Origin of the sequence: Streptomyces sp. NPDC088400, from assembly GCF_044753355.1 — a bacterium.
Taxonomy (GTDB): Bacteria; Actinomycetota; Actinomycetes; order Streptomycetales; family Streptomycetaceae; genus Streptomyces.
This window is the reverse complement of record NZ_JBIVMZ010000016.1, coordinates 85607-103190: the sequence shown is the minus strand read 5'-3', so window position 1 is coordinate 103190 and position 17584 is coordinate 85607. Positions and strand designations below refer to the sequence as shown.

Genomic DNA, 17584 nt, shown 5'->3' with positions numbered 1-17584 from the left:
GCCGCCGTACAGGCGTCGTCCGCGGACAGTCGTCCCGTCGCCCGTCGCGCTTGGTTGAGCGCTTGGGGTTCAGGGCTCGGGATCCGACTCCGCCAGGACGTCGAGAGCGGTGATGGCCACATGCAACTCGGCGCGCTGCGCCCCGGATTCCAGATCGCATCCCAGCAGCCGCTCGATCGTGTGCAGCCGGTGGTAGAACGCCTGCCGGGACAGCCCGGCGTGCTTGGCCGCGATCGACTTGTTGCCGGCGGCGCCGAGATAGCTGCGCAGCGCGGCCAGCATGCCGCCGGAGTGCCGCTCGTCGTACTCGATGAGACGGCCGAGCCGCTGTTCCGTGTACCGCTGGACACGGGTGTCGTCGCGCAGCGCGTAGAGCAGTTCCGGCAGCCCGATGTCGGCGGGCGTGTAGAAGGCGCGCGGCGGCGTGCCGGGACCGATGGCGTCCGCCACCTGTCCGGCCTCGCCGAACGACCGTGCCACCTGGTCCAGTCCGGCCACCCCCGGCCCGACGGCCACGACCGCCTGCGCCCTGCGCTCGCCGAGCTCCTCCGCCAGGATCCGGCCGATCCCCTCCACGACCGGCTGCCAGGCGCTGGCCCGCGCCAGCGACAGCAGGATCCCGGTCCGCTCCGGCGCCAGCCGGCCGACCAGCGCCCGGGTGCCGGAGTTGCGCAGCTCGGCGGCGATCCGTTCGTCCGGAGCCGCGAGGCGGGAGGCGTCGCGGGAGACCGCTCCCCGGTACGCGACCAGCACACCGATGAGGCGATGACCGACCGTCGGCAGTCCCAGGGCCTCGGTACGGATACGGGCCTCGGTCTGGCTGCGGTAACGCCCCTCCACCAGGCCGAGCAGCGCGGAGCGGTGGGCCTGCCGGTCCCACCCGGTGTCTCCGGTCAGCCTGGCCAGGGTCAGCGCGGTCGCGGCCCGCTGCAGCACCATCGTGGGCTCGGGCCCGGTCACCGGACCGGCCACGTCGGGCAGCATGATCAGCCGTCCCCAGCGCCGGCCCTGTTCCTCGACCGGCGCCACCAGCCAGCCCTCGGGCCCGCTGCCGCCGGCCCGGTCCGGCGTCGGGGTGGCGCGAGAGCGGCGGTCCCACGCTTCCAGGACGCTGCCCTCGCGGCGGCTCGCACCGCAGCAGATCACCGCGTGGTGCACCAGGTTCTCCAGGATCACGGGGCGGCCGATCAGATCGGCGGCGGCCTGGACGAGCTCCACGGCGTCGGCCCGGCGCAGCGTCAGCGCCGTGAAGATCTCGTACACGTCCTGGGAGCGGCGCAGCAACTCGCCCTGCGCGTCCAGGATCAGCGCGTGGACGGTCTGGGTGACCTCGATGAACCGGATGCCCCGGGACAGCACGATCAGCGGCAGGTCGCGCGCCCGGCACGCGGCCACGAGCTCTGCCGGGGCCTGCTGATACCGGCGGCCGAGCTCGACGACCAGCCCCGCCGCGCCCACGTCGGCCAGCTGGTCGACATAGCCGCGCAGCCGGGCGGGGTCGCTGGGCTGCGGCATGCCGGTGGTCAGCACCAGCTCGCCGCCTTCGAGGAACGAGGCGGGGTCGAGGAGTTCGGTGACATGTACCCAGCGGACGGCGCGGTCCAGCTGGTCCTCCCCGGCCTCGACCCGGGGCAGGCCGGCCGCGATGACGGGAAGCCGCAGTACGTCGGCGACCGAGAGGAACGGCATGTGGGCAGGCTCCCGAAGATCGTCGGGACGATCGGACCGACCGGTCGGGCCGGTCCGCGCGGTCCGCTCGGTCTGGCTCTTGCGATCACTCTGGCAAGCGATCGCGTGGGGCGCAAGGGCGTAATGGTGCTGCTCAGGCGCGCCCCGTACCGCGTCCCGTACCGCATCCAGGAGCTCAGGGCCGTGTTCGCGGCCGCGTCAGGGCCGCCGGGCGATGAGATCGGCGACGGTGGCGATGGGGGAGGTACGGGTCCTGCCCCCGGCCTCGTGGCGGTCCGCCAGCCGGTAGGCGACATACAGTCCGCGCACCCCGAGCCAGCGGAACGGCTCCGGCTCCCAGGTGCCGGGCCGGTGCCCGGTCCAGGGCAGCCGGGTCAGCCGGGTCTCCCGCTCCAGTACGAGGTCGGTCAGGGTGCGTGCGGCCAGATTGGTGGAGGTCACGCCGTGGCCGACATAGCCGCCCGCCCAGCCGAGACCGGTGGACCGGTCCAGGCCGACGGTCGCCGACCAGTCGCGCGGTACCGCGAGGACTCCGCACCAGGCGTGGTCCACCCGTACCCCCTCGGTCTGCGGCAGCATCCGGTACAGCGTCGCGGTGAGCTGGCTGATCGTACGGCCGCTGACCCGGCCTCCGTCGTCGGTGCGCGAACCGAAGCGGTACGGGACGCCCCGTCCGCCGATCGCGATCCGGTCGTCCGGGGTGCGCTGGGCGTACATATGGCCGTGTGCGGTGTCGCCGAGCGTCTCGCGGCCCGCCCAGCCGATCTCCTCCCACATCCGCGCGGGCAGGGGCTCGGTGACCATCATCGAGCTGTTCATGGGAAGCCAGGCGCGTCGCAGTCCCTTGAGGGACGCGGTGAATCCCTCGGTCGCGCGCAGGACGACCGGCGCGCTGACGGTTCCGTGCGGGGTGACCGCGCGGCCCGACTCGATGACAGCGACCGGGGACTTCTCGTAGAGGGTGACCCCCATCCGTTCGACGGTGTCGGCGAGCCCCCGGACCAGGGCGGCCGGCTGCAGACGGGCACAGTGCGGTGTGAAGGCCGCCGCGGTCGTGCCCGCGACACGGATGCGCCCGGCCGCCTCACCGGGGGTGAGCAGGACCGACTCCGGCACACCCCATTCGTGGTCCTGTTCGATCTTGTGGCGCAGCCGGGTGGCCTGGGCGGGGGTACGGGCGACCCGCAGGGTTCCGCCCTTGACGATGTCCGCGTCGATGCCCTCGCGGGCGGCGACGGCGATCAGCTCGTCGACGGCCTCGTTCATGGCCTGCTGCCAGTCGAGTACGGCCTCGCGCCCGTAGGTTTTCGCCAGCCGGTCGCGGGCGCCGGGGACCAGGCCCGAGGCCCAGCCCCCGTTGCGGCCGGAGGCGCCGAAGCCCGCGAACTCGGCCTCCAGGACGGTGATCCGCAGTGACGGTTCGGCCTTCTTGAGGTAGTACGCCGTCCACAGGCCGGTCAGTCCGGCGCCGACGACGCACACATCGGCGTCCCGGTCGCCGGGCAACGCCGGGCGGGGGGAGGGCAGTTCGGCGTACCAGTGGGCGACGCGGCCGTTGAGGGGCGCCGGGCTGTCGGCCGTGGTGGCGGTCATGGTGTCCTTTCGCGGCGGTGAGGGAGGAGCGGGCGGGGAGCAAGGCGCTACGGAGGGAGACCGCGACGCGGGGAGGCGCGAAGGGGAGAGACGCGCGAACAGGAGAGACGCGCGACGGGAGGCGCCGGATCCGGTCGGGGCGTCAGACGCCGAGCAGGCCGGGCAGCTCGGACAGGTCCTTGATCTCCTCGTACGGCTGATAGGCGGCCGAGCCGGGGAAGCCGTACCGGTTCACCCAGATCCGCCGCATGCCCTCGTACCGCTTGGTCGGCATGATGTCGTACTCCCAGCCCTGGGCCGTGTGGATGATGTCCTCCGGGCCCCGGCCGACGGCCGTCATCAGGTACTCGAACGCCTGCGGCAGCGGTTTGTACGCGCCGGCCTGCTCGGCGGTGATGACATGGTCGAAGTCGACGCCGAGGGCCTCGACCGCGTAACTGATCAGGTCGTCCTGGCTGTTGGAGATGATGGCGATGTCGTACTCGCTCTTCAGCCGGCGCAGCGCGTCCGGGACCTCCGGGAACGGCCGGAACCTCTTGATGGCCTCGATCAGCGCCTCGCCGTCCTCGTCCCGGTACTCCAGGCCGTGCAGCAGCATGACATTGCGCAGGGTGCGGCGGATGACGTCCCGGAACGGCCGGTATTCGTCCACCACACCCTGGAAACGCATGACATACGCGTCGTGGTGGAACTGCTTCGGGTCGATGCCGAACTCGGTGAGCCGGTCCTTGACGATCTCGTGGGTGGCGCTCTGGGTGTCGTAGTTGATGAGCGTGCGGTAGCAGTCGAAGGAGACGAGCTTGCGCATGAGAGAGCCTTTCTCGAAGTTTCCGAAGGCGAGAGGCGGGAGGCGAGAGGCGGGAGGCGGGAGGTGAGAGGCGGGAGGCGGAGACGAGACGTCAGGCGCGTTCGCTGGCCTCGGCCAGACCGAGGTCCTTGGTCTCAGGGGCGAGGAACACCGATACCCCGAGACCGACGAGAGTGATCGCCAGTCCGATGCCGAGCGTGCCCCGGACACCCAGATCGACGGTGGCCAACGGCAGCAGAAAGGTACTGGCGGCCGAGCCGACCCGGCTCATGGCGGTGGCGATGCCGACACCGGTGGCCCGCAGATCGGTGGGGAACAGTTCACTCGGATACACGAACTGCAGCCCGCTGCCCGCCGCTTCGAAGAACTGGAAGGCGGCGAAGAGCGCCACCACCACGAACGCGTAGTGCAGCGGCAGCACGATGAGCGCGAGCAGCGACACATTGACGCCGACGAAGCTGCTGATGAGCAGCGCACGACGGCCCGTCCGGTTGATCAGCAGCAGACCGAGGGCGATCCCGGCCACCGCGATGGTGGTGATCAGGGCGCTCGCGCCGAAGGTGCCGGCCACGCCGAACGATTCCAGCATCTGCGGCTGGAACGACCGGACGGCGAAGGCCGGCGCGACCTGGCAGATCCAGAAGACCGAGCAGAAGAGCACGGGGACGCCGTAGCCGCGGCGGAACACCTCCACCAGATTGCCGAGTCCCGTTCCGCCGCGGCGCTTCTGGCGGCTCTCGGAGACGAGTTCCTCCGTGTCCACGCCGGGGCCGTAGTACCGGTGGACGACAGCCTTCGCCTCTTCGAGACGGCCGCGTGAGGCCAGCCACCTCGGCGACTCCGGTACGCCGGCCCGCATACAGAGGAAGATCAGCGCGGGCACCGCGCCGGAGGCGAGCATCCAGCGCCAGGCGTCGTCGCCGAGGCCGAGCAGCAGCCATCCGACCCAGTAGCTGACGCCGTACCCGACCCACCAGGACAGCACCAGTCCGGACAGGGCGGGGCCACGCAGCTTGCGCGGCACCAACTCCGTCGTGAGGGCCGAGGCGATGGGGTAGTCGGCGCCGATCGCGATCCCCACGAACAGCCGCAGCACCAGCAGTTGCCAGGGCTCCGTGACGAAGAACTGCAAGGCCGAGCCGATGACGAACGCGACCAGGTTGAGGATGTACATCAGGTGGCGTCCGACGCGGTCCGTGATCGGCCCGAAGATCGCGCCGCCGAAGAAGACGCCGACCAGGACGGACGCGGCGACCAGCCCCGTCCATACGGCGTCGAGCCGCAGGGCCGGGGTGATCAGGCCGAGCGCCACCGCGATGATGCCGAGCAGATAGCCGTCGCAGAACGGCCCGCCCATGGCGATGGCGACGATCCGGCGGTGGAAGCCCGTGACCGGTACGTCGTCGAGGCGTGTGGCGTTCACGGCGGTGTCAGGGGCATGGGACAAGGGCATGCTCGAGCCTCCTGGGGACGAGGAGAGTGCGAGAGGACACAGGCCGATGCGGGCGGCTGTGGGGCTGGGTGTGCCGAGCGGCGGCGGATACGCACCGGGGCAGTGCGCACTGAACGTCACCGCACGTGCGTCGCTCGGGACCGCGGCGGGTCGCGTGGGGCGTGCTGGGGGTGCTACGGGTGGGGACCGGGCCGGGTGGGCCCGAGGGCGTGATCCGGGTGGCCCTCACGATGGTTGAGCGGCCTGTTCACCGTCAACGGCCACGGTGTTGCGTCGCACGCCACCTGGTGGACACTCTGTCCGGTCCGGGGCCGTACCGGAGCCGGACCGGTTCCGCCCGGGTCCGCTCCTGACAGAGTGTCCAGACCCCGCCCACGGCGTGAACAGACTGCCCCTTGCAGTCCACCGCCCCCGCCGGTCACGGTGAGGGTGATCGGTCCGTAGCGCCTCACGCGTGGGAGAGCCCTGATGACTGCACTGTCCGAGCATCTGCGCCAAGCGACCCCCGTCGTCGCCGAACGCGGCGAAGGCGTCCATCTGTACGGGGTGGACGGCCGCCGGTATCTGGACTTCACCGCCGGTATCGGGGTGACCAGCACCGGACACTGCCACCCCAAGGTGGTGGCCGCGGCACAGGAGCAGGTGGCCACGCTCATCCACGGGCAGTACACCACCGTCATGCACCAGCCCCTCCAGCGGCTGGTCGACTCGCTCGGCCAGGTGCTCCCCGAGGGACTGGACAGCCTGTTCTTCGCCAACTCCGGCAGTGAGGCCGTCGAGGCCGCGGTACGGCTCGCCCGGCACGCCACCGGCCGGCCCAACATCGTCGTCTGCCAGGGCGGTTTCCACGGCCGAACGGTCGCCGCCGCCTCGATGACCACCTCGGGCACGAAGGTGCGCACCGGCTTCGGCCCGCTCATGGGCGGCGTCGTCATCACCCCCTTCCCGAACGCCTTCCACTACGGCTGGGACGAGGAGACCGCGACCCGCTTCGCGCTGCGCGAGTTCGACCAGCTCCTCCAGACCGTCTCCGACCCTGACGACACGGCCGCGATCATCGTGGAACCGGTCCTCGGCGAGGGCGGTTACGTCCCCGCCAACACGGCCTTCCTCACCGGGCTGCGGGAGCGTGCCGACCGGCACGGCATCCTGCTGATCCTCGACGAGGTGCAGACCGGCGTCGGCCGTACCGGCCGGTTCTGGGGTCATGACCACTTCGGGGTGCGCCCCGACATCCTGGTCACCGCCAAGGGCCTGGCCAGCGGCTTCCCGCTGTCCGGCATCGCCGCGTCGGAAGAGCTGATGCACAAGGCCCGCCCCGGTTCCCAGGGCGGTACGTACGGGGGCAACGCCGTCGCCTGCGCCGCCGCCGTCGCCACCCTGGAAGTCGTCCGGGAGGAGGGCCTGGTCGCCAATGCCGCGGCCATGGGCGCGAGGCTGCGCGCGGGCCTGGAGGACGTCGCGGCCAAGACCCCGGCCATCGGCGACGTACGCGGCCTCGGTCTGATGCTGGCCAGCGAGTTCGTCACGGAGGACGGCGAGCCCGACGCGGCCACGGCGCTCCGTGTCCAGCAGGCCGCCGCCGAGGAGGGCCTGCTCCTGCTGCTCTGCGGCCCGTGGGGCAACGTCGTCCGGATGATTCCGGCGCTGATCGTCGATGAGACCGCCATCGACGACGGGCTGCGTGCCTGGTCGGCGGCGGTGCGCACGGGAACCGGCGCGGCCTGAGCGATCCCGGCCGGCGGCTCGGGCCGCCGGCCGGAACGGCTCACCGCAACCGCACCTGACAGCACCTCGCCGCCCAGCCCAGCACCTCAACTTCATCGCACCCGCCGGCCCGGCGCGGCGCACCCGTACGGCACACCGGGCGCATCCCCCGCGCCGCACCCGTAACAACGCGCCGGACATCGCGCAGGACATCGCGCCGTGCGCCCCGCCGCCGCAGAGCCGGCCCGACTCCTCGATCCGAACCCGCCGGGAGGCATCCGCCCATGAGCACCACCGAGACCACCGTGCTGACCGACGTCCCCCAGCAGCTGTTCATCGCGGGCCAGTGGCAGGACGCGGAGTCGGGCCGGACCCTGGCCGTGGACAATCCGGCCACCGGCGAGATCCTCTGCGAGATCGCCGACGCCTCTCCCGCCGACGGCCGGCTCGCGCTGGACGCGGCCGTCGCCGCCCAGCCCGGCTGGGCGGCCACCGCGCCGCGCGAGCGCAGCGAGATCCTGCGCCGGGCGTACGAGATCATCCTGGACCGGACCGAAGAGCTCGCCCTGCTCATGACCCTGGAGATGGGCAAACCGCTGGCCGAGGCGCGGGGCGAGGTCCGTTACGCGGCCGAGTTCTTCCGCTGGTTCTCCGAGGAGGCCGTACGCATCGACGGCGGCCTGTCCACGACCCCCGACGGCGCCAACCGCATCCTGGTCATGCGCCAGCCCGTCGGCCCCTGCATGCTGATCACCCCGTGGAACTTCCCGCTGGCGATGGGCACCCGCAAGATCGGCCCCGCCGTCGCGGCGGGCTGCACCATGGTGCTCAAGCCGGCCCCGCAGACCCCGCTGTCCAGCCTCGCGCTCGCCGGGATCCTGACCGAGGCGGGGCTGCCGCCCGGGGTGCTCAATGTCGTTCCCACCTCGGACGCGGCCGGGGTCGTCGAGCCCCTGCTGCGCGGCGGACAGATCCGTAAACTCTCCTTCACCGGCTCCACCCAGGTCGGCCGGATCCTCCTCGCCCAGTGCGCGGACACCGTCGTACGCACCTCGATGGAGCTGGGCGGCAACGCCCCCTTCATCGTCTTCGAGGACGCCGACCTCGATGCCGCGCTCGACGGCGCGATGGTCGCCAAGATGCGCAACATGGGCGAGGCGTGCACCGCCGCCAACCGGATGTTCGTCCACCGCTCGGTCGCCGGGGAGTTCGCGGGCCGCCTCGCCGAACGGATGGGCGCCCTCAGCGTGGGCCCCGGCACCGAACCGGGCACCGACGTCGGGCCGTTGATCGACGCCACCGGCCGGGGCAAGGCCGACGCGCTCGTGCACGACGCCGTACGGCGCGGCGCCAAGGTCCTGGTCGGCGGCGAGACCCCCGACGGGCCCGGCCACTTCTACCCGCCCACCGTGCTGACCGATGTGCGGGCGGACTCGGAGCTGATGCGCACCGAGATCTTCGGACCGGTCGCGGCCATCATCCCCTTCGACGACGAGGACGAGGTGCTGGCCGCCGCCAACGACACCGAATGGGGCCTGGTCGGCTACCTGTTCACCCGCGACCTGGACCGGGCGCTGAGGGTCGGCGAACGGCTGGAGACCGGCATGGTCGGCGTCAACACCGGCCTCGTCTCCAACCCCGCCGCGCCGTTCGGCGGCGTCAAGCAGTCCGGGCTCGGCCGGGAGGGGGGCCGGGTCGGCATCGAGGAGTTCCTGGAGTACAAGTACCTCGCCATCCCGTACGGCGGCAGCCGTGGCTAGCCGTCTGGTCATCCTGCACAAGACCCACCTGCCGGCCAACAGCCGGCGGATCGAAGCGCTCGCCGAGACGGTGTACGCGACGGAGGAGGAACTGCCGCTCTTCCTCCCCGGCGCCGACGCGCTCCTCGCCTGGTGGCCGCTCACCCAGGCGGTCGCCGAGGCCTGGCCCGACGACCCGGCGAAGGCGCCCCGGTGGGTGCATGTGGCCGCCGCCGGCGTGGAACCGTTCCTCTTCCCCGCCCTGGTCGACAACCCGGACGTCGTCCTCACCAACTCGCGCGGTGTGTACGACCAGCCGATCGCCGAATACGTCCTGGGCCTGATACTCGCCCTCGCCAAGGACCTGCCCGGAACCTGGGAGCACCAGCGGCGCCACGAATGGCGGCCGCGCGACAGCGAACGCGTCGGCGGCCGGACCGTCCTGGTCTGGGGCACCGGGCCGATCGGCCGGGCCGTCGCCCGGCTGCTGCGCGCGGTCGGCATGCGGGTGCGCGGCGCGGGACGCGAGCCGTCCGCGGACGACCCGGACTTCGGTACGGTGCACGGCCCCGGCACCCTTCGTACGGCCCTGGCCGACGCGGACTACGTGGTGCTGGCCGCGCCTCTCACCCCGGCGACCCGGGGCATGGTCGACGCGTCCGTGCTGGCGGCGATGAAGCCGGGCGCCCGGCTGGTCAACGTCGGGCGAGGGCCGCTGGTGGACGAGGAGGCGCTCGTCGCCCACCTCGCCGAGGGGCGGCTGGCGGGCGCCGCCCTGGACGTCTTCGCCCAGGAACCGCTGCCCGTCGGCTCCCCGCTGTGGGACCTGCCCGGTGTCATCGTCTCCCCGCACACCGCCGGTGAGGTGACCACCTGGCGCACCGACCTGGCCGACCTGTTCCTCGACAACCTGATCCGCAGAACCGAGGGCCGGCCGCTGCGCAACGTGGTCGACAAGAGCCACGGGTACGTCACGGACCGCCCGGGATGAGCGGACACCCGCCGTGAACCCACCGTCGGCACCCGCCCGGCCGGCCCGCCCTTCCGGCGTCGGTCCGGGGCGGCCCGTCAGTTCTGCCGCGTCACGGAGCGCTGTTCCCGGGCGCGGAGAGCGAGCGCGATGAGCGCCGCGTCCTCGGGGCGGCGTACATCCCGCCCGGTGAGCTCATGGAACCGGTTGAAGCGCTGCTGCACCGTGTTGCGGTGGCAGTACAGCGCGGCGGCCGTGTCCACGATGGAGCCGGTGCCCGCCAGGTGCGTCTGGACCGTCTCCAGCAGACGCTCCGTCTCGACGTCGGCCACCCCGGTCGCGTTCAGCCCGCCCAGCACATCGTCGGCGAGCTCACCGCTCAGCTCTTCCGTCCGGTGGACCAGCACGTCCAGCCAGCTGTCCTCCAGCCGTCGCGGCCCCGACTCCCCGGCCGGGAGGACCCGCGCCGTGGCAGTGGCGAGCAGGACCGCGCGCGGCACCGAAGCCAGCCCCTCCACCACCGGCGACACGCCGCACGGTACGTCGCTCAACTGGGCCAGCACGATCTGCGGGGTGACCCGGGCCCCCAGCTGGACGGTGAGTACCTCGTCCGAGGCGACCGGCTGCTGCTGGAGGGTGACCCCGGCGGCGCGCAATGCCGCCGTCGCCCGCAGCAGCCTGGCCCCGTCCCGCGCGGCCGCGGCCGCGCAGAGGAACCGGCCCGAGCCTTCGAAGCCCAGTGCCAGGCCCGCGTCGCGTACGACCGTCGGATTGCGGCCGGCGTTGTCGAGCAGGCGGGCGAACCACATCCGCCGCTCGTCCTCCGCCCGGCGCCCCATTTCCAGCACCGTGCGCTGGTAGGCCCGCATGATGCCGGTGACGTGCCCCTCGACGGCCTCCCAGACGTGGTACGCGGACGCCGCGAGCTGGGCCATGTCCTCGGGGGCCGCCCGGTTGACCATGGCCCCCCACACGACCCGGAAGTCCAGCCGCGCCGCGTCCAGCAGGGCCTCCAGCGGCACCCCCTGGCGGGCCCGCCGCTCACCGACCTGTTCGGACACCGCCGCCACCTCGTCGGGCACCCGGAGCTGGGCGACGGTACGCAGCAGCAACTCGAAGGCGTGCCGGGCCGCGCTCCGGAACTCCTGGTCGGGGACGCGGTCGGCGTACGAGGACCGTACCGGCCGGACGACATCGATCCATTCCCCGGTCAGCTGATCGATGTCGTCCAGACAGGCCTCGGCAAGCTGGACGACACGGGGCGTCGGATCGGGCAGTGCGGTCAGGTGATCGTGCATGTGCACAATCCTGGACCTCTCATTGGCGATGTTTCAACGTTGGCGGTCCCCTGTTGTGCGGGGATGCTGAGGAATCTCGGAAATCCACACCGGGCAACGCGCACTCAGGAGGTCACGGCAGTGCATCTGACTTCTGATTCCTGACACCACCGCTCGACCTCCTCCACACACCCGCCCTCCGTCCTCCCCGACCGTCCCCCACCGTGTCCGTCCCCCACCGTCAGCCCCCTGCCAGGAGCAAGTGTGAGCGACTCCACCGTTCCCGCCGCCGCCCCACCAGCCACAGGACCGAGCGAGTCCGACATCAGGCGACTGCTGACGGCTGCCTTCACCGGCACCGCGCTGGAGTGGTACGACTACTTCCTCTACGGCACCGCCGCCGCCCTCGTCTTCAACAAGCTCTTCTTCCCCAGCCTCGACCCGACCGTCGGTACCATCGCGTCCTTCAGCACCTTCGCCGTCGGCTTCGTCGCCCGCCCGATCGGTGCCGCGCTCTTCGGCCACATCGGCGACCGCTACGGACGCAAGGCCGCGCTGATCATCACCGTCGTCCTGATGGGCGTCACCACCGGGTGCATCGGCCTGTTGCCGTCGTACGACACCATCGGGGTCTGGGCCCCCGTCCTGCTGGCGACCCTCCGCTTCATGCAGGGCATTTCGGTGGGCGGCGAGTGGAGCGGCGCCATGCTGCTCACCCTCGAACACACACCGAAGGAAAAACACGGCAGTTACTCCTCCATCCCCCAACTCGGTTCGCCCGTAGGCACCTTGCTCTCCAGCGGTGCCTTCGCCCTCGTGGGGCTGCTGCCCGACGAAGCGTTCTACTCCTGGGGCTGGCGCGTTCCCTTCCTCGCCGCGTTCGGACTGCTGGTGTTCGCGCTCTACCTGCGGCTCCGTATCGAGGAGTCACCGGTCTTCCGCGCCATGCTCGCGGACGCGGAGCGCAACGGCCCGCCGCCCGCGCCGCTCATCGAGGCGTTCCGCAGGAGCTGGGGCCGGATGATCGTCGCGGTCGCCGCCGCGCTGCTCGGCATCGGTGGGTTCTTCCTGCTCAGCACCTTCATCATCTCCTACGGCACCGAACAGCTCGGCATCGACAAATCCGTGATGCTGACCGCCACCGTCATCGGCTCGGTGGTGGAGATCGCCGTCCTGTTCGTCGCCGGGCGGGCGGCCGACCGGATCGGCGCCTGGAAGGTGTGCGCCGCGGGCGGTGTGATCTCGATGCTGGTCGCCTTCCCCGTCTTCTGGCTGGTCGACACCGGACAGACCGGCCTGGTGATCCTCGGTGTGGCCCTCGGTATCGGCGCCGTCTCCATTCCGTACGCCCCGATCGGGGCCGTGATCACCGGGATGTTTCCCGAGACGTTCCGCTACAGCGCCGTGGCGGTGTCCTACAACCTCGCCGGTGTGGCCGCCGGATTCCTGCCGCTCATCGCGACCTGGCTGGTCGACACCGCCGACGGCGCCTCGTGGAGCGTCGCCCTGCTGCTCGTACTCCTCTCGGCCTTCACGGTCGCCGGTTCCTACGCCGCCGGACCGCCGTTGGCACGCCGCACCGCCGCCTCGGCGCCGAGGCGGCCGACGTCCTGATCGAACGGGCCGATCGAACCGAAACAGCCCACGACCGCCGGCCCCCCGGGCCACGGTCATCCACCCGTGCAAGGAGCACCCGTATGTCCGACCTGTCTCTGCACAACATCATCGACGGCGAAGCGGCCGAGGTGGCAGGGCGCATGGACCTGACCGATCCCGCCACCGGCGAGGTCTACGGCACCGCGCCCCGGTCGTCCGCCGCCGACGTCGACACCGCGGTCGCCGCCGCCCGACGTGCCTTCACCGGCTGGCGGCGCAGCACGCCGGCCCAGCGCCAGGCCGCCCTGCTGCGGCTGGCCGACCTCGTCGCCGAGCACGCCGACCGTCTGCTGGCGGCCGAGGTGCGCGGGACCGGCAAACCGTCGGAGACCACCCGGGTCGTGGAAGTCGACCGCTGTGTGGACCAGTTGCGCTTCTTCGCCGGGGCGGCCCGGGTGCTGGAGGGGCTGGCGGCGGGGGAGTACACCGAGGGACACACCTCGTACGTCCGCCGGGAGCCGGTCGGTGTCATCGGCCAGGTGACGCCGTGGAACTACCCGCTGATGATGGCCGTGTGGAAGCTCGGTCCCGCCCTCGCCGCCGGGAACACCGTCGTACTGAAGCCGTCCGACACCACACCGTGGTCCACCGTGCTGCTCGGTGAACTCGCCGCGCAGGCGTTCCCGCCCGGCGTCGTCAACATCGTCTGCGGTGACCGGGACACCGGCCGCGCCCTGGTCTCCCACCCGGACGTGGACATGGTCGCGATCACCGGCAGCACCCGCGCGGGGTCCCAGGTCATGACGGCCGCCGCGGCCGACCTGAAGAACATCCACCTGGAACTCGGCGGCAAGGCGCCCGCGATCGTCTTCGCGGACGTCGATCCGACGCGCACCGCGCGTTCCCTGGCCGACGCCGCGTTCTTCAATGCGGGCCAGGACTGTACGGCCGTCACCCGGGTGCTGGTACAGCGTGAGGCCCATGACGCGCTGCTCGCCGCGCTCGTGGCGGCGGCGCGCGACACCCGCACCGGCGACCCGTCCGAGGACGCCTTCTACGGCCCGCTCAACAGCGCCGGCCAGGCCGAACGGGTCGGTGCGGTCATCGAGGGGCTGCCGGAGTACGCCGTGGTGGAGACCGGCGGAACGCGTGTGGACCGCCCCGGCTACTTCTTCCCGCCGACCGTCGTCTCCGGGGTCCGGCAGGACGACGACGTGGTCCAGCAGGAGACGTTCGGGCCTGTCGTCACCGTCCAGCCCTTCGACACCGAGGAGGAGGCGCTGGCGCTCGCGAACGGCGTCGACTTCGGCCTGGCCTCCAGCGTGTGGACGAGTGACCTGGGCCGCGCGACGCGGGTCAGCGCGGAGCTGGACTTCGGCTGTGTCTGGCTCAACTGCCACCAGGTGATCCTGGCGGAGCTGCCGCACGGCGGCTACAAGCAGTCCGGCACCGGACGGGACCTCAGCCGCTACGGCTTCGACGACTACACCCGCGTCAAGCACGTCATGGTCTCCCACACCGCTCCGTAACCACGCCCCGCTCAGTAAGCAGGCACCGTTCCGTGACCACGAGGAAAGGAATCACCTGTGACAGAGCCCAGCCCCGACGGCTTCCCCGCCGAGGCCGCCGTCGCCCGGTATTTCGCCGCCGTCGCCGACCGGGACGCGGCGGCGTGGGCGGACAACTTCATGCCGGACGGCCGCAGTGAGGATCCGGTGGGAGGGGAGCCGGTCGTCGGCAGGGAGGCCCTCCGGGCGTTCCAGCAGGGCATCTTCGACGCGTTCCCGGTCATGAGGCTCCGGCCGGTCACCTACTTCTACGGAGGTGACCAGGCGGCCGTCACCTGGACCTGTCATGTCGAGGCGGACGGGCGCGGCGCCGACTTCGAAGGTGTCAACACCTACGAGGTGGGCCCCGACGGCCGCATCGCACGGCAGAAGGCGTTCTGGGACATGGCAGCCGTCCAGCGACAACTCGCGAAGAGCTGACCTGTCCGGGCGCCTCCGCCCGCTCGTGGGGCTCACCGGGCAGGACACGCTGTACAGGCGCGTCCTGCCCGGTGGGCTTTCACCCCTGGTTCAGCTCGCTCTCGCGGGCGGCGATGATGGCGGCCAGGGCATCCTTGATGTCGGCCTCGGCGGACGCCTTGTCGATACCGAGCCCGGCCAGCACCCCCGCGCCGTCCTCCAGCTCCAGCAGCGCGAGCAGGATGTGCTCGGTCCCGACATAGTTGTGGCCCATCCGCACGGCCTCCCGGAAGGTGAGTTCCAGCGCCTTCCGGCCCCGTGCGTCGTACGGAATGAGCTCGGGCACCGAATCGGCCGCCGGCGGCAGCGTCGCGGTGACGGTCCGCCGGACGGTCTCCGGCGAAACGTCCCGCGCGACGATCGCCTTCGCGGCGAGTCCGTCCGGCTCGCTCAGGAGCCCCAACACCAGGTGCTCGGGAAGGATTTCGAGGTTTCCGGCAGCGCGGGCCTCGTTCTGTGACGCCACGACGACGTTCCTCGCCCGATCCGTGAACCGCCCGAATCCCTGGCTGGGATCGAGATCCGACGGCTCGCCGGGCGTCTTCGGGACGAAGCGCTTCTGGGCTGCCTGCTTGGTGACCCCCATGCTCCGGCCGATGTCCGTCCAGGATGCGCCGGAGCGCCGCGCCTGATCCACGAAGTGGCCGATCAGGTGGTCTGCCACGTCGCCGAGGTGATCCGCGGCGATGACCGCGTCGGACAACTGGTCGAGTGAGTCGGAGTGGGTCTTCTTGATGGCCTCGATCAGGTCGTCGAGGCGGACTGGATTCGACAGCTGGACTGGATTCTCCATGCGTCAACCATAGGTTGACGCATGGAGAATCGTCAACCCTGAGTTGACGACAAGTGGGTCCGCTGATCGGGGTTCGGTGCGTTCAGCGGTGGCAAAGGAAGGCCGCGTGCCCCGTGCCGAGTGGGAACCCTTCCCGGAAGCCGGGGGCCACGCCGTTCGACGCGGCCCCCGGCGGAACCTCGGTGCTACGAACCGAGGAGGGTCTTCATCCGGGTGATCTCGGCCGTCTGGGAAGCGATGATGTCGTCGGCCATGTCCTTGGCACCCTGGTGGGCGCCCTCGGCCTTCTCCGTCCTGGCCATCGCGACGGCGCCTTCGTGGTGCTTGACCATCAGGTCCAGGAACGCGGTGTCGAAGGCCTTGCCGGACGCCTTCTCCAGCCCGGCCATGTCGTCACCGCTCATCATCCCGGACATGGCGTGCCCCGAGTGAACGGTCGCGCCCTTCGCCGGAACGTCCTCGCCCCAGACGGTGAGCCAGCCCGACAAGGTCTTGATCTCCGGGTCCTGGGCCTTCTTGATCTCGGACGCGAGCGTCTTCACCTCGGCTGAGGAGGCCCGGCCGGCGGCGAGATCGGCCATCTCCACGGCCTGCCGGTGATGAGGGATCATGCCCTTCGCGAAGGACACGTCCGCCGCGTCGTGCCGCGACGCCGAGCCCGAAGCCGGGGCCGATGCCGAAGCGGAGGGGGACGAGCCCTCATGGGCGGAGTGTCCCGTGGAACTGCCGTCGTCGGCGCCGCAGGCGGCGAGTGCCAGCGCGGCTCCGGTCATGGCCACGGCGAGGGCAGCGCGGCCGAGGGGGTGACGGTATGAGGTCATGGTGAACCGACTCCTGTGCGTGAGTGAGAGGGGGCATGCCGGAAGCGGCCACCGGCCCGAAACGGAGGGCCGGCCGCGGGGCACGCCTATATGCGCAGGAGTTGCAGTTCGCTCAGAGAGGGGGGAGGTACGCCCGGCGGGGCCCCGGGGGCCTGCCGCGGTGCGGTCGTCGGGTGAGCCGTGCCGGAAGGCAGGGCCGAGGCGGTGAGGATGTGCGGCGCGGGGCCCGTCCCCGTACCGGCGGCCGCGCAGGTGGCGTCAGCGTGGGCCAGATGCCCGCCGCCCCCATGGTCCGGCTGTACACAGTCCGGCGCGCCGGCCGTCATCTCGTGAGCCGAGGGGGCGGAGTGAGTCCCCACGGGGGGAGACATCGCCAGCCCGTGCATCGCCAGCACTCCGGCCACCACCGTCAGCGCCAGCAGCAGAACGGCCCGCGCCCCGTGGGGCCGGGGCGCTGGCCGTGCCGACGGTCTCATGCGGCCATCGTAATCACCCGACGTCGCGCCCCGGCCCGCCCCGCGCCAAGGGCGTCAGTTCCGGGGTGCCTTGGTCGCCGTTTCGAGGAAGAACGAGTCGATGCTCCGTACGGTCCGGATGAAGTCGTCCAGATCGAGCGGCTTGACGACATAGGCGTTCGCGTGCTGGTGATACGCGGAGCGCACATCGTCCGGGGCGCCCGAGGTGGTCAGGACCACGACCGGGATGGTCAGCAGCTGCGGATCGTCCTTGAGGACGGTGAGCAGCTCGCGCCCGTTCATGCGCGGCATGTTGAGGTCCAGCACGATGAGGTCGGGGTGCGGGTTGGCGGTGTCCCGCAGGTATTCCAGCGCGGCCAGGCCGTCCTCGGCCTGAGTGATGGAACGGGCCATCCCGTGCTCCTGGAGGGCCTCCTCGATGAGCAGCGCGTCTGCCGGATCGTCCTCCACGAGGAGAACGTCGTACGTGTGGCTGGGGCTGTTCACGGGTTGTTCCTGCTCTCTTGCGGGTCGTTGGGGGAGCGGGGCCGTGACGGCGGGGACGAGCCGCTCCGGCGCAAGGCCGGTTCGGTGACACGTCCCCCCGGACAACAGCAGGTCATGTAGAGGGTACGCCGCATCCCGGGTGGTCCGGC

At 71.5% G+C, this 17584-nt stretch carries 15 protein-coding genes; 6 read left to right on the top strand and 9 right to left on the bottom strand.

Annotated elements, in window-relative coordinates; genetic code table 11:
- Nucleotides 1-69: 69 nt before the first annotated feature.
- From ACIQD6_RS31505 to ACIQD6_RS31490, 4 genes are all read right to left on the bottom strand, one after another.
- A complete protein-coding gene (locus ACIQD6_RS31505; protein ID WP_401889115.1) occupies nt 70-1689 on the bottom strand; it encodes a PucR family transcriptional regulator in 1620 nt (539 codons plus the stop codon).
- 198 nt (nt 1690-1887) lie between these two features.
- A complete protein-coding gene (locus ACIQD6_RS31500) occupies nt 1888-3282 on the bottom strand; it encodes an NAD(P)/FAD-dependent oxidoreductase (protein ID WP_401889112.1) in 1395 nt (464 codons plus the stop codon).
- Nucleotides 3283-3424: 142 nt separating this feature from the next.
- The gene (locus tag ACIQD6_RS31495; protein WP_401889110.1) at nt 3425-4090 is read right to left on the bottom strand and encodes a haloacid dehalogenase type II; all 666 of its coding nucleotides are present in this window, start codon (nt 4088-4090) and stop codon (nt 3425-3427) included.
- 91 nt (nt 4091-4181) lie between these two features.
- Complete coding sequence (locus tag ACIQD6_RS31490; protein ID WP_401889108.1) at nt 4182-5543, bottom strand: MFS transporter; 1362 nt, start codon at nt 5541-5543, stop codon at nt 4182-4184.
- A gap of 468 nt (nt 5544-6011) precedes the next feature.
- On the opposite strand from ACIQD6_RS31490, the gene ACIQD6_RS31485 reads away from it, so the two are divergent.
- From ACIQD6_RS31485 to ACIQD6_RS31475, 3 genes are all read left to right on the top strand, one after another.
- Nucleotides 6012-7271: an aspartate aminotransferase family protein gene (locus tag ACIQD6_RS31485; RefSeq protein ID WP_401889105.1), complete on the top strand. Its 1260-nt coding sequence runs from the start codon at nt 6012-6014 to the stop codon at nt 7269-7271.
- Between the two features lie 263 nt (nt 7272-7534).
- Nucleotides 7535-9010, top strand: coding sequence for an NAD-dependent succinate-semialdehyde dehydrogenase (locus ACIQD6_RS31480; protein WP_401889103.1), 1476 nt, complete (start codon nt 7535-7537; stop codon nt 9008-9010).
- Nucleotides 9003-9980 carry a D-2-hydroxyacid dehydrogenase gene (locus tag ACIQD6_RS31475; protein WP_401889101.1) on the top strand — a complete coding sequence of 326 codons (978 nt, stop codon included), beginning with the start codon at nt 9003-9005 and terminating at the stop codon, nt 9978-9980. Before ACIQD6_RS31480 ends, ACIQD6_RS31475 begins: the two co-directional genes overlap by 8 nt.
- Before the next feature lie 77 nt (nt 9981-10057).
- Here the strand turns inward: ACIQD6_RS31475 and ACIQD6_RS31470 are convergent, their stop codons facing one another.
- Nucleotides 10058-11257 carry a helix-turn-helix domain-containing protein gene (locus tag ACIQD6_RS31470; protein WP_401889099.1) on the bottom strand — a complete coding sequence of 400 codons (1200 nt, stop codon included), beginning with the start codon at nt 11255-11257 and terminating at the stop codon, nt 10058-10060.
- Nucleotides 11258-11500: 243 nt separating this feature from the next.
- Between ACIQD6_RS31470 and ACIQD6_RS31465 the strand changes: the two genes are divergently transcribed.
- The 3 genes from ACIQD6_RS31465 to ACIQD6_RS31455 all read left to right on the top strand — a co-directional run bounded on the left by ACIQD6_RS31465 (nt 11501) and on the right by ACIQD6_RS31455 (nt 14820).
- Entirely contained in the window at nt 11501-12850 is a 1350-nt protein-coding gene (locus ACIQD6_RS31465; RefSeq protein ID WP_401889096.1) for an MFS transporter, read from the top strand.
- A gap of 83 nt (nt 12851-12933) precedes the next feature.
- The gene (locus ACIQD6_RS31460; protein WP_401889094.1) at nt 12934-14361 is read left to right on the top strand and encodes an aminobutyraldehyde dehydrogenase; all 1428 of its coding nucleotides are present in this window, start codon (nt 12934-12936) and stop codon (nt 14359-14361) included.
- Nucleotides 14362-14418: 57 nt separating this feature from the next.
- On the top strand, nt 14419-14820 hold the full coding sequence (locus ACIQD6_RS31455) for a nuclear transport factor 2 family protein (RefSeq protein WP_401889091.1): 402 nt from the start codon (nt 14419-14421) through the stop codon (nt 14818-14820).
- A 79-nt stretch (nt 14821-14899) separates the two neighbouring features.
- On the opposite strand, the gene ACIQD6_RS31450 is transcribed toward ACIQD6_RS31455, so the two are convergent.
- The 4 genes from ACIQD6_RS31450 to ACIQD6_RS31435 all read right to left on the bottom strand — a co-directional run bounded on the left by ACIQD6_RS31450 (nt 14900) and on the right by ACIQD6_RS31435 (nt 17435).
- Nucleotides 14900-15652 carry a Clp protease N-terminal domain-containing protein gene (locus ACIQD6_RS31450; protein ID WP_401889088.1) on the bottom strand — a complete coding sequence of 251 codons (753 nt, stop codon included), beginning with the start codon at nt 15650-15652 and terminating at the stop codon, nt 14900-14902.
- Between the two features lie 185 nt (nt 15653-15837).
- Nucleotides 15838-16473: a DUF305 domain-containing protein gene (locus ACIQD6_RS31445; protein WP_401889086.1), complete on the bottom strand. Its 636-nt coding sequence runs from the start codon at nt 16471-16473 to the stop codon at nt 15838-15840.
- An 86-nt stretch (nt 16474-16559) separates the two neighbouring features.
- Nucleotides 16560-16949 (bottom strand): DUF6153 family protein, encoded by a 390-nt coding sequence (locus ACIQD6_RS31440; protein ID WP_401889083.1) that lies wholly within the window; start codon nt 16947-16949, stop codon nt 16560-16562.
- Between the two features lie 54 nt (nt 16950-17003).
- Nucleotides 17004-17435: a response regulator gene (locus ACIQD6_RS31435; RefSeq protein WP_401889080.1), complete on the bottom strand. Its 432-nt coding sequence runs from the start codon at nt 17433-17435 to the stop codon at nt 17004-17006.
- Nucleotides 17436-17584 lie beyond the last annotated feature (149 nt).

Excerpts from the sequence above, each read along its gene's own strand:
- ACIQD6_RS31505 (WP_401889115.1), bottom strand. The coding sequence starts at position 1,689 with ATGCCGTTCCTCTCGGTCGCCGACGTACTGCGGCTTCCCGTCATCGCG.
- ACIQD6_RS31500 (WP_401889112.1), bottom strand. The coding sequence starts at position 3,282 with ATGACCGCCACCACGGCCGACAGCCCGGCGCCCCTCAACGGCCGCGTC.
- ACIQD6_RS31495 (WP_401889110.1), bottom strand. The coding sequence starts at position 4,090 with ATGCGCAAGCTCGTCTCCTTCGACTGCTACCGCACGCTCATCAACTAC.
- ACIQD6_RS31490 (WP_401889108.1), bottom strand. The coding sequence starts at position 5,543 with ATGCCCTTGTCCCATGCCCCTGACACCGCCGTGAACGCCACACGCCTC.
- ACIQD6_RS31485 (WP_401889105.1), top strand. The coding sequence starts at position 6,012 with ATGACTGCACTGTCCGAGCATCTGCGCCAAGCGACCCCCGTCGTCGCC.
- ACIQD6_RS31480 (WP_401889103.1), top strand. The coding sequence starts at position 7,535 with ATGAGCACCACCGAGACCACCGTGCTGACCGACGTCCCCCAGCAGCTG.
- ACIQD6_RS31470 (WP_401889099.1), bottom strand. The coding sequence starts at position 11,257 with ATGCACGATCACCTGACCGCACTGCCCGATCCGACGCCCCGTGTCGTC.
- ACIQD6_RS31460 (WP_401889094.1), top strand. The coding sequence starts at position 12,934 with ATGTCCGACCTGTCTCTGCACAACATCATCGACGGCGAAGCGGCCGAG.
- ACIQD6_RS31450 (WP_401889088.1), bottom strand. The coding sequence starts at position 15,652 with ATGGAGAATCCAGTCCAGCTGTCGAATCCAGTCCGCCTCGACGACCTG.
- ACIQD6_RS31445 (WP_401889086.1), bottom strand. The coding sequence starts at position 16,473 with ATGACCTCATACCGTCACCCCCTCGGCCGCGCTGCCCTCGCCGTGGCC.
- ACIQD6_RS31440 (WP_401889083.1), bottom strand. The coding sequence starts at position 16,949 with ATGAGACCGTCGGCACGGCCAGCGCCCCGGCCCCACGGGGCGCGGGCC.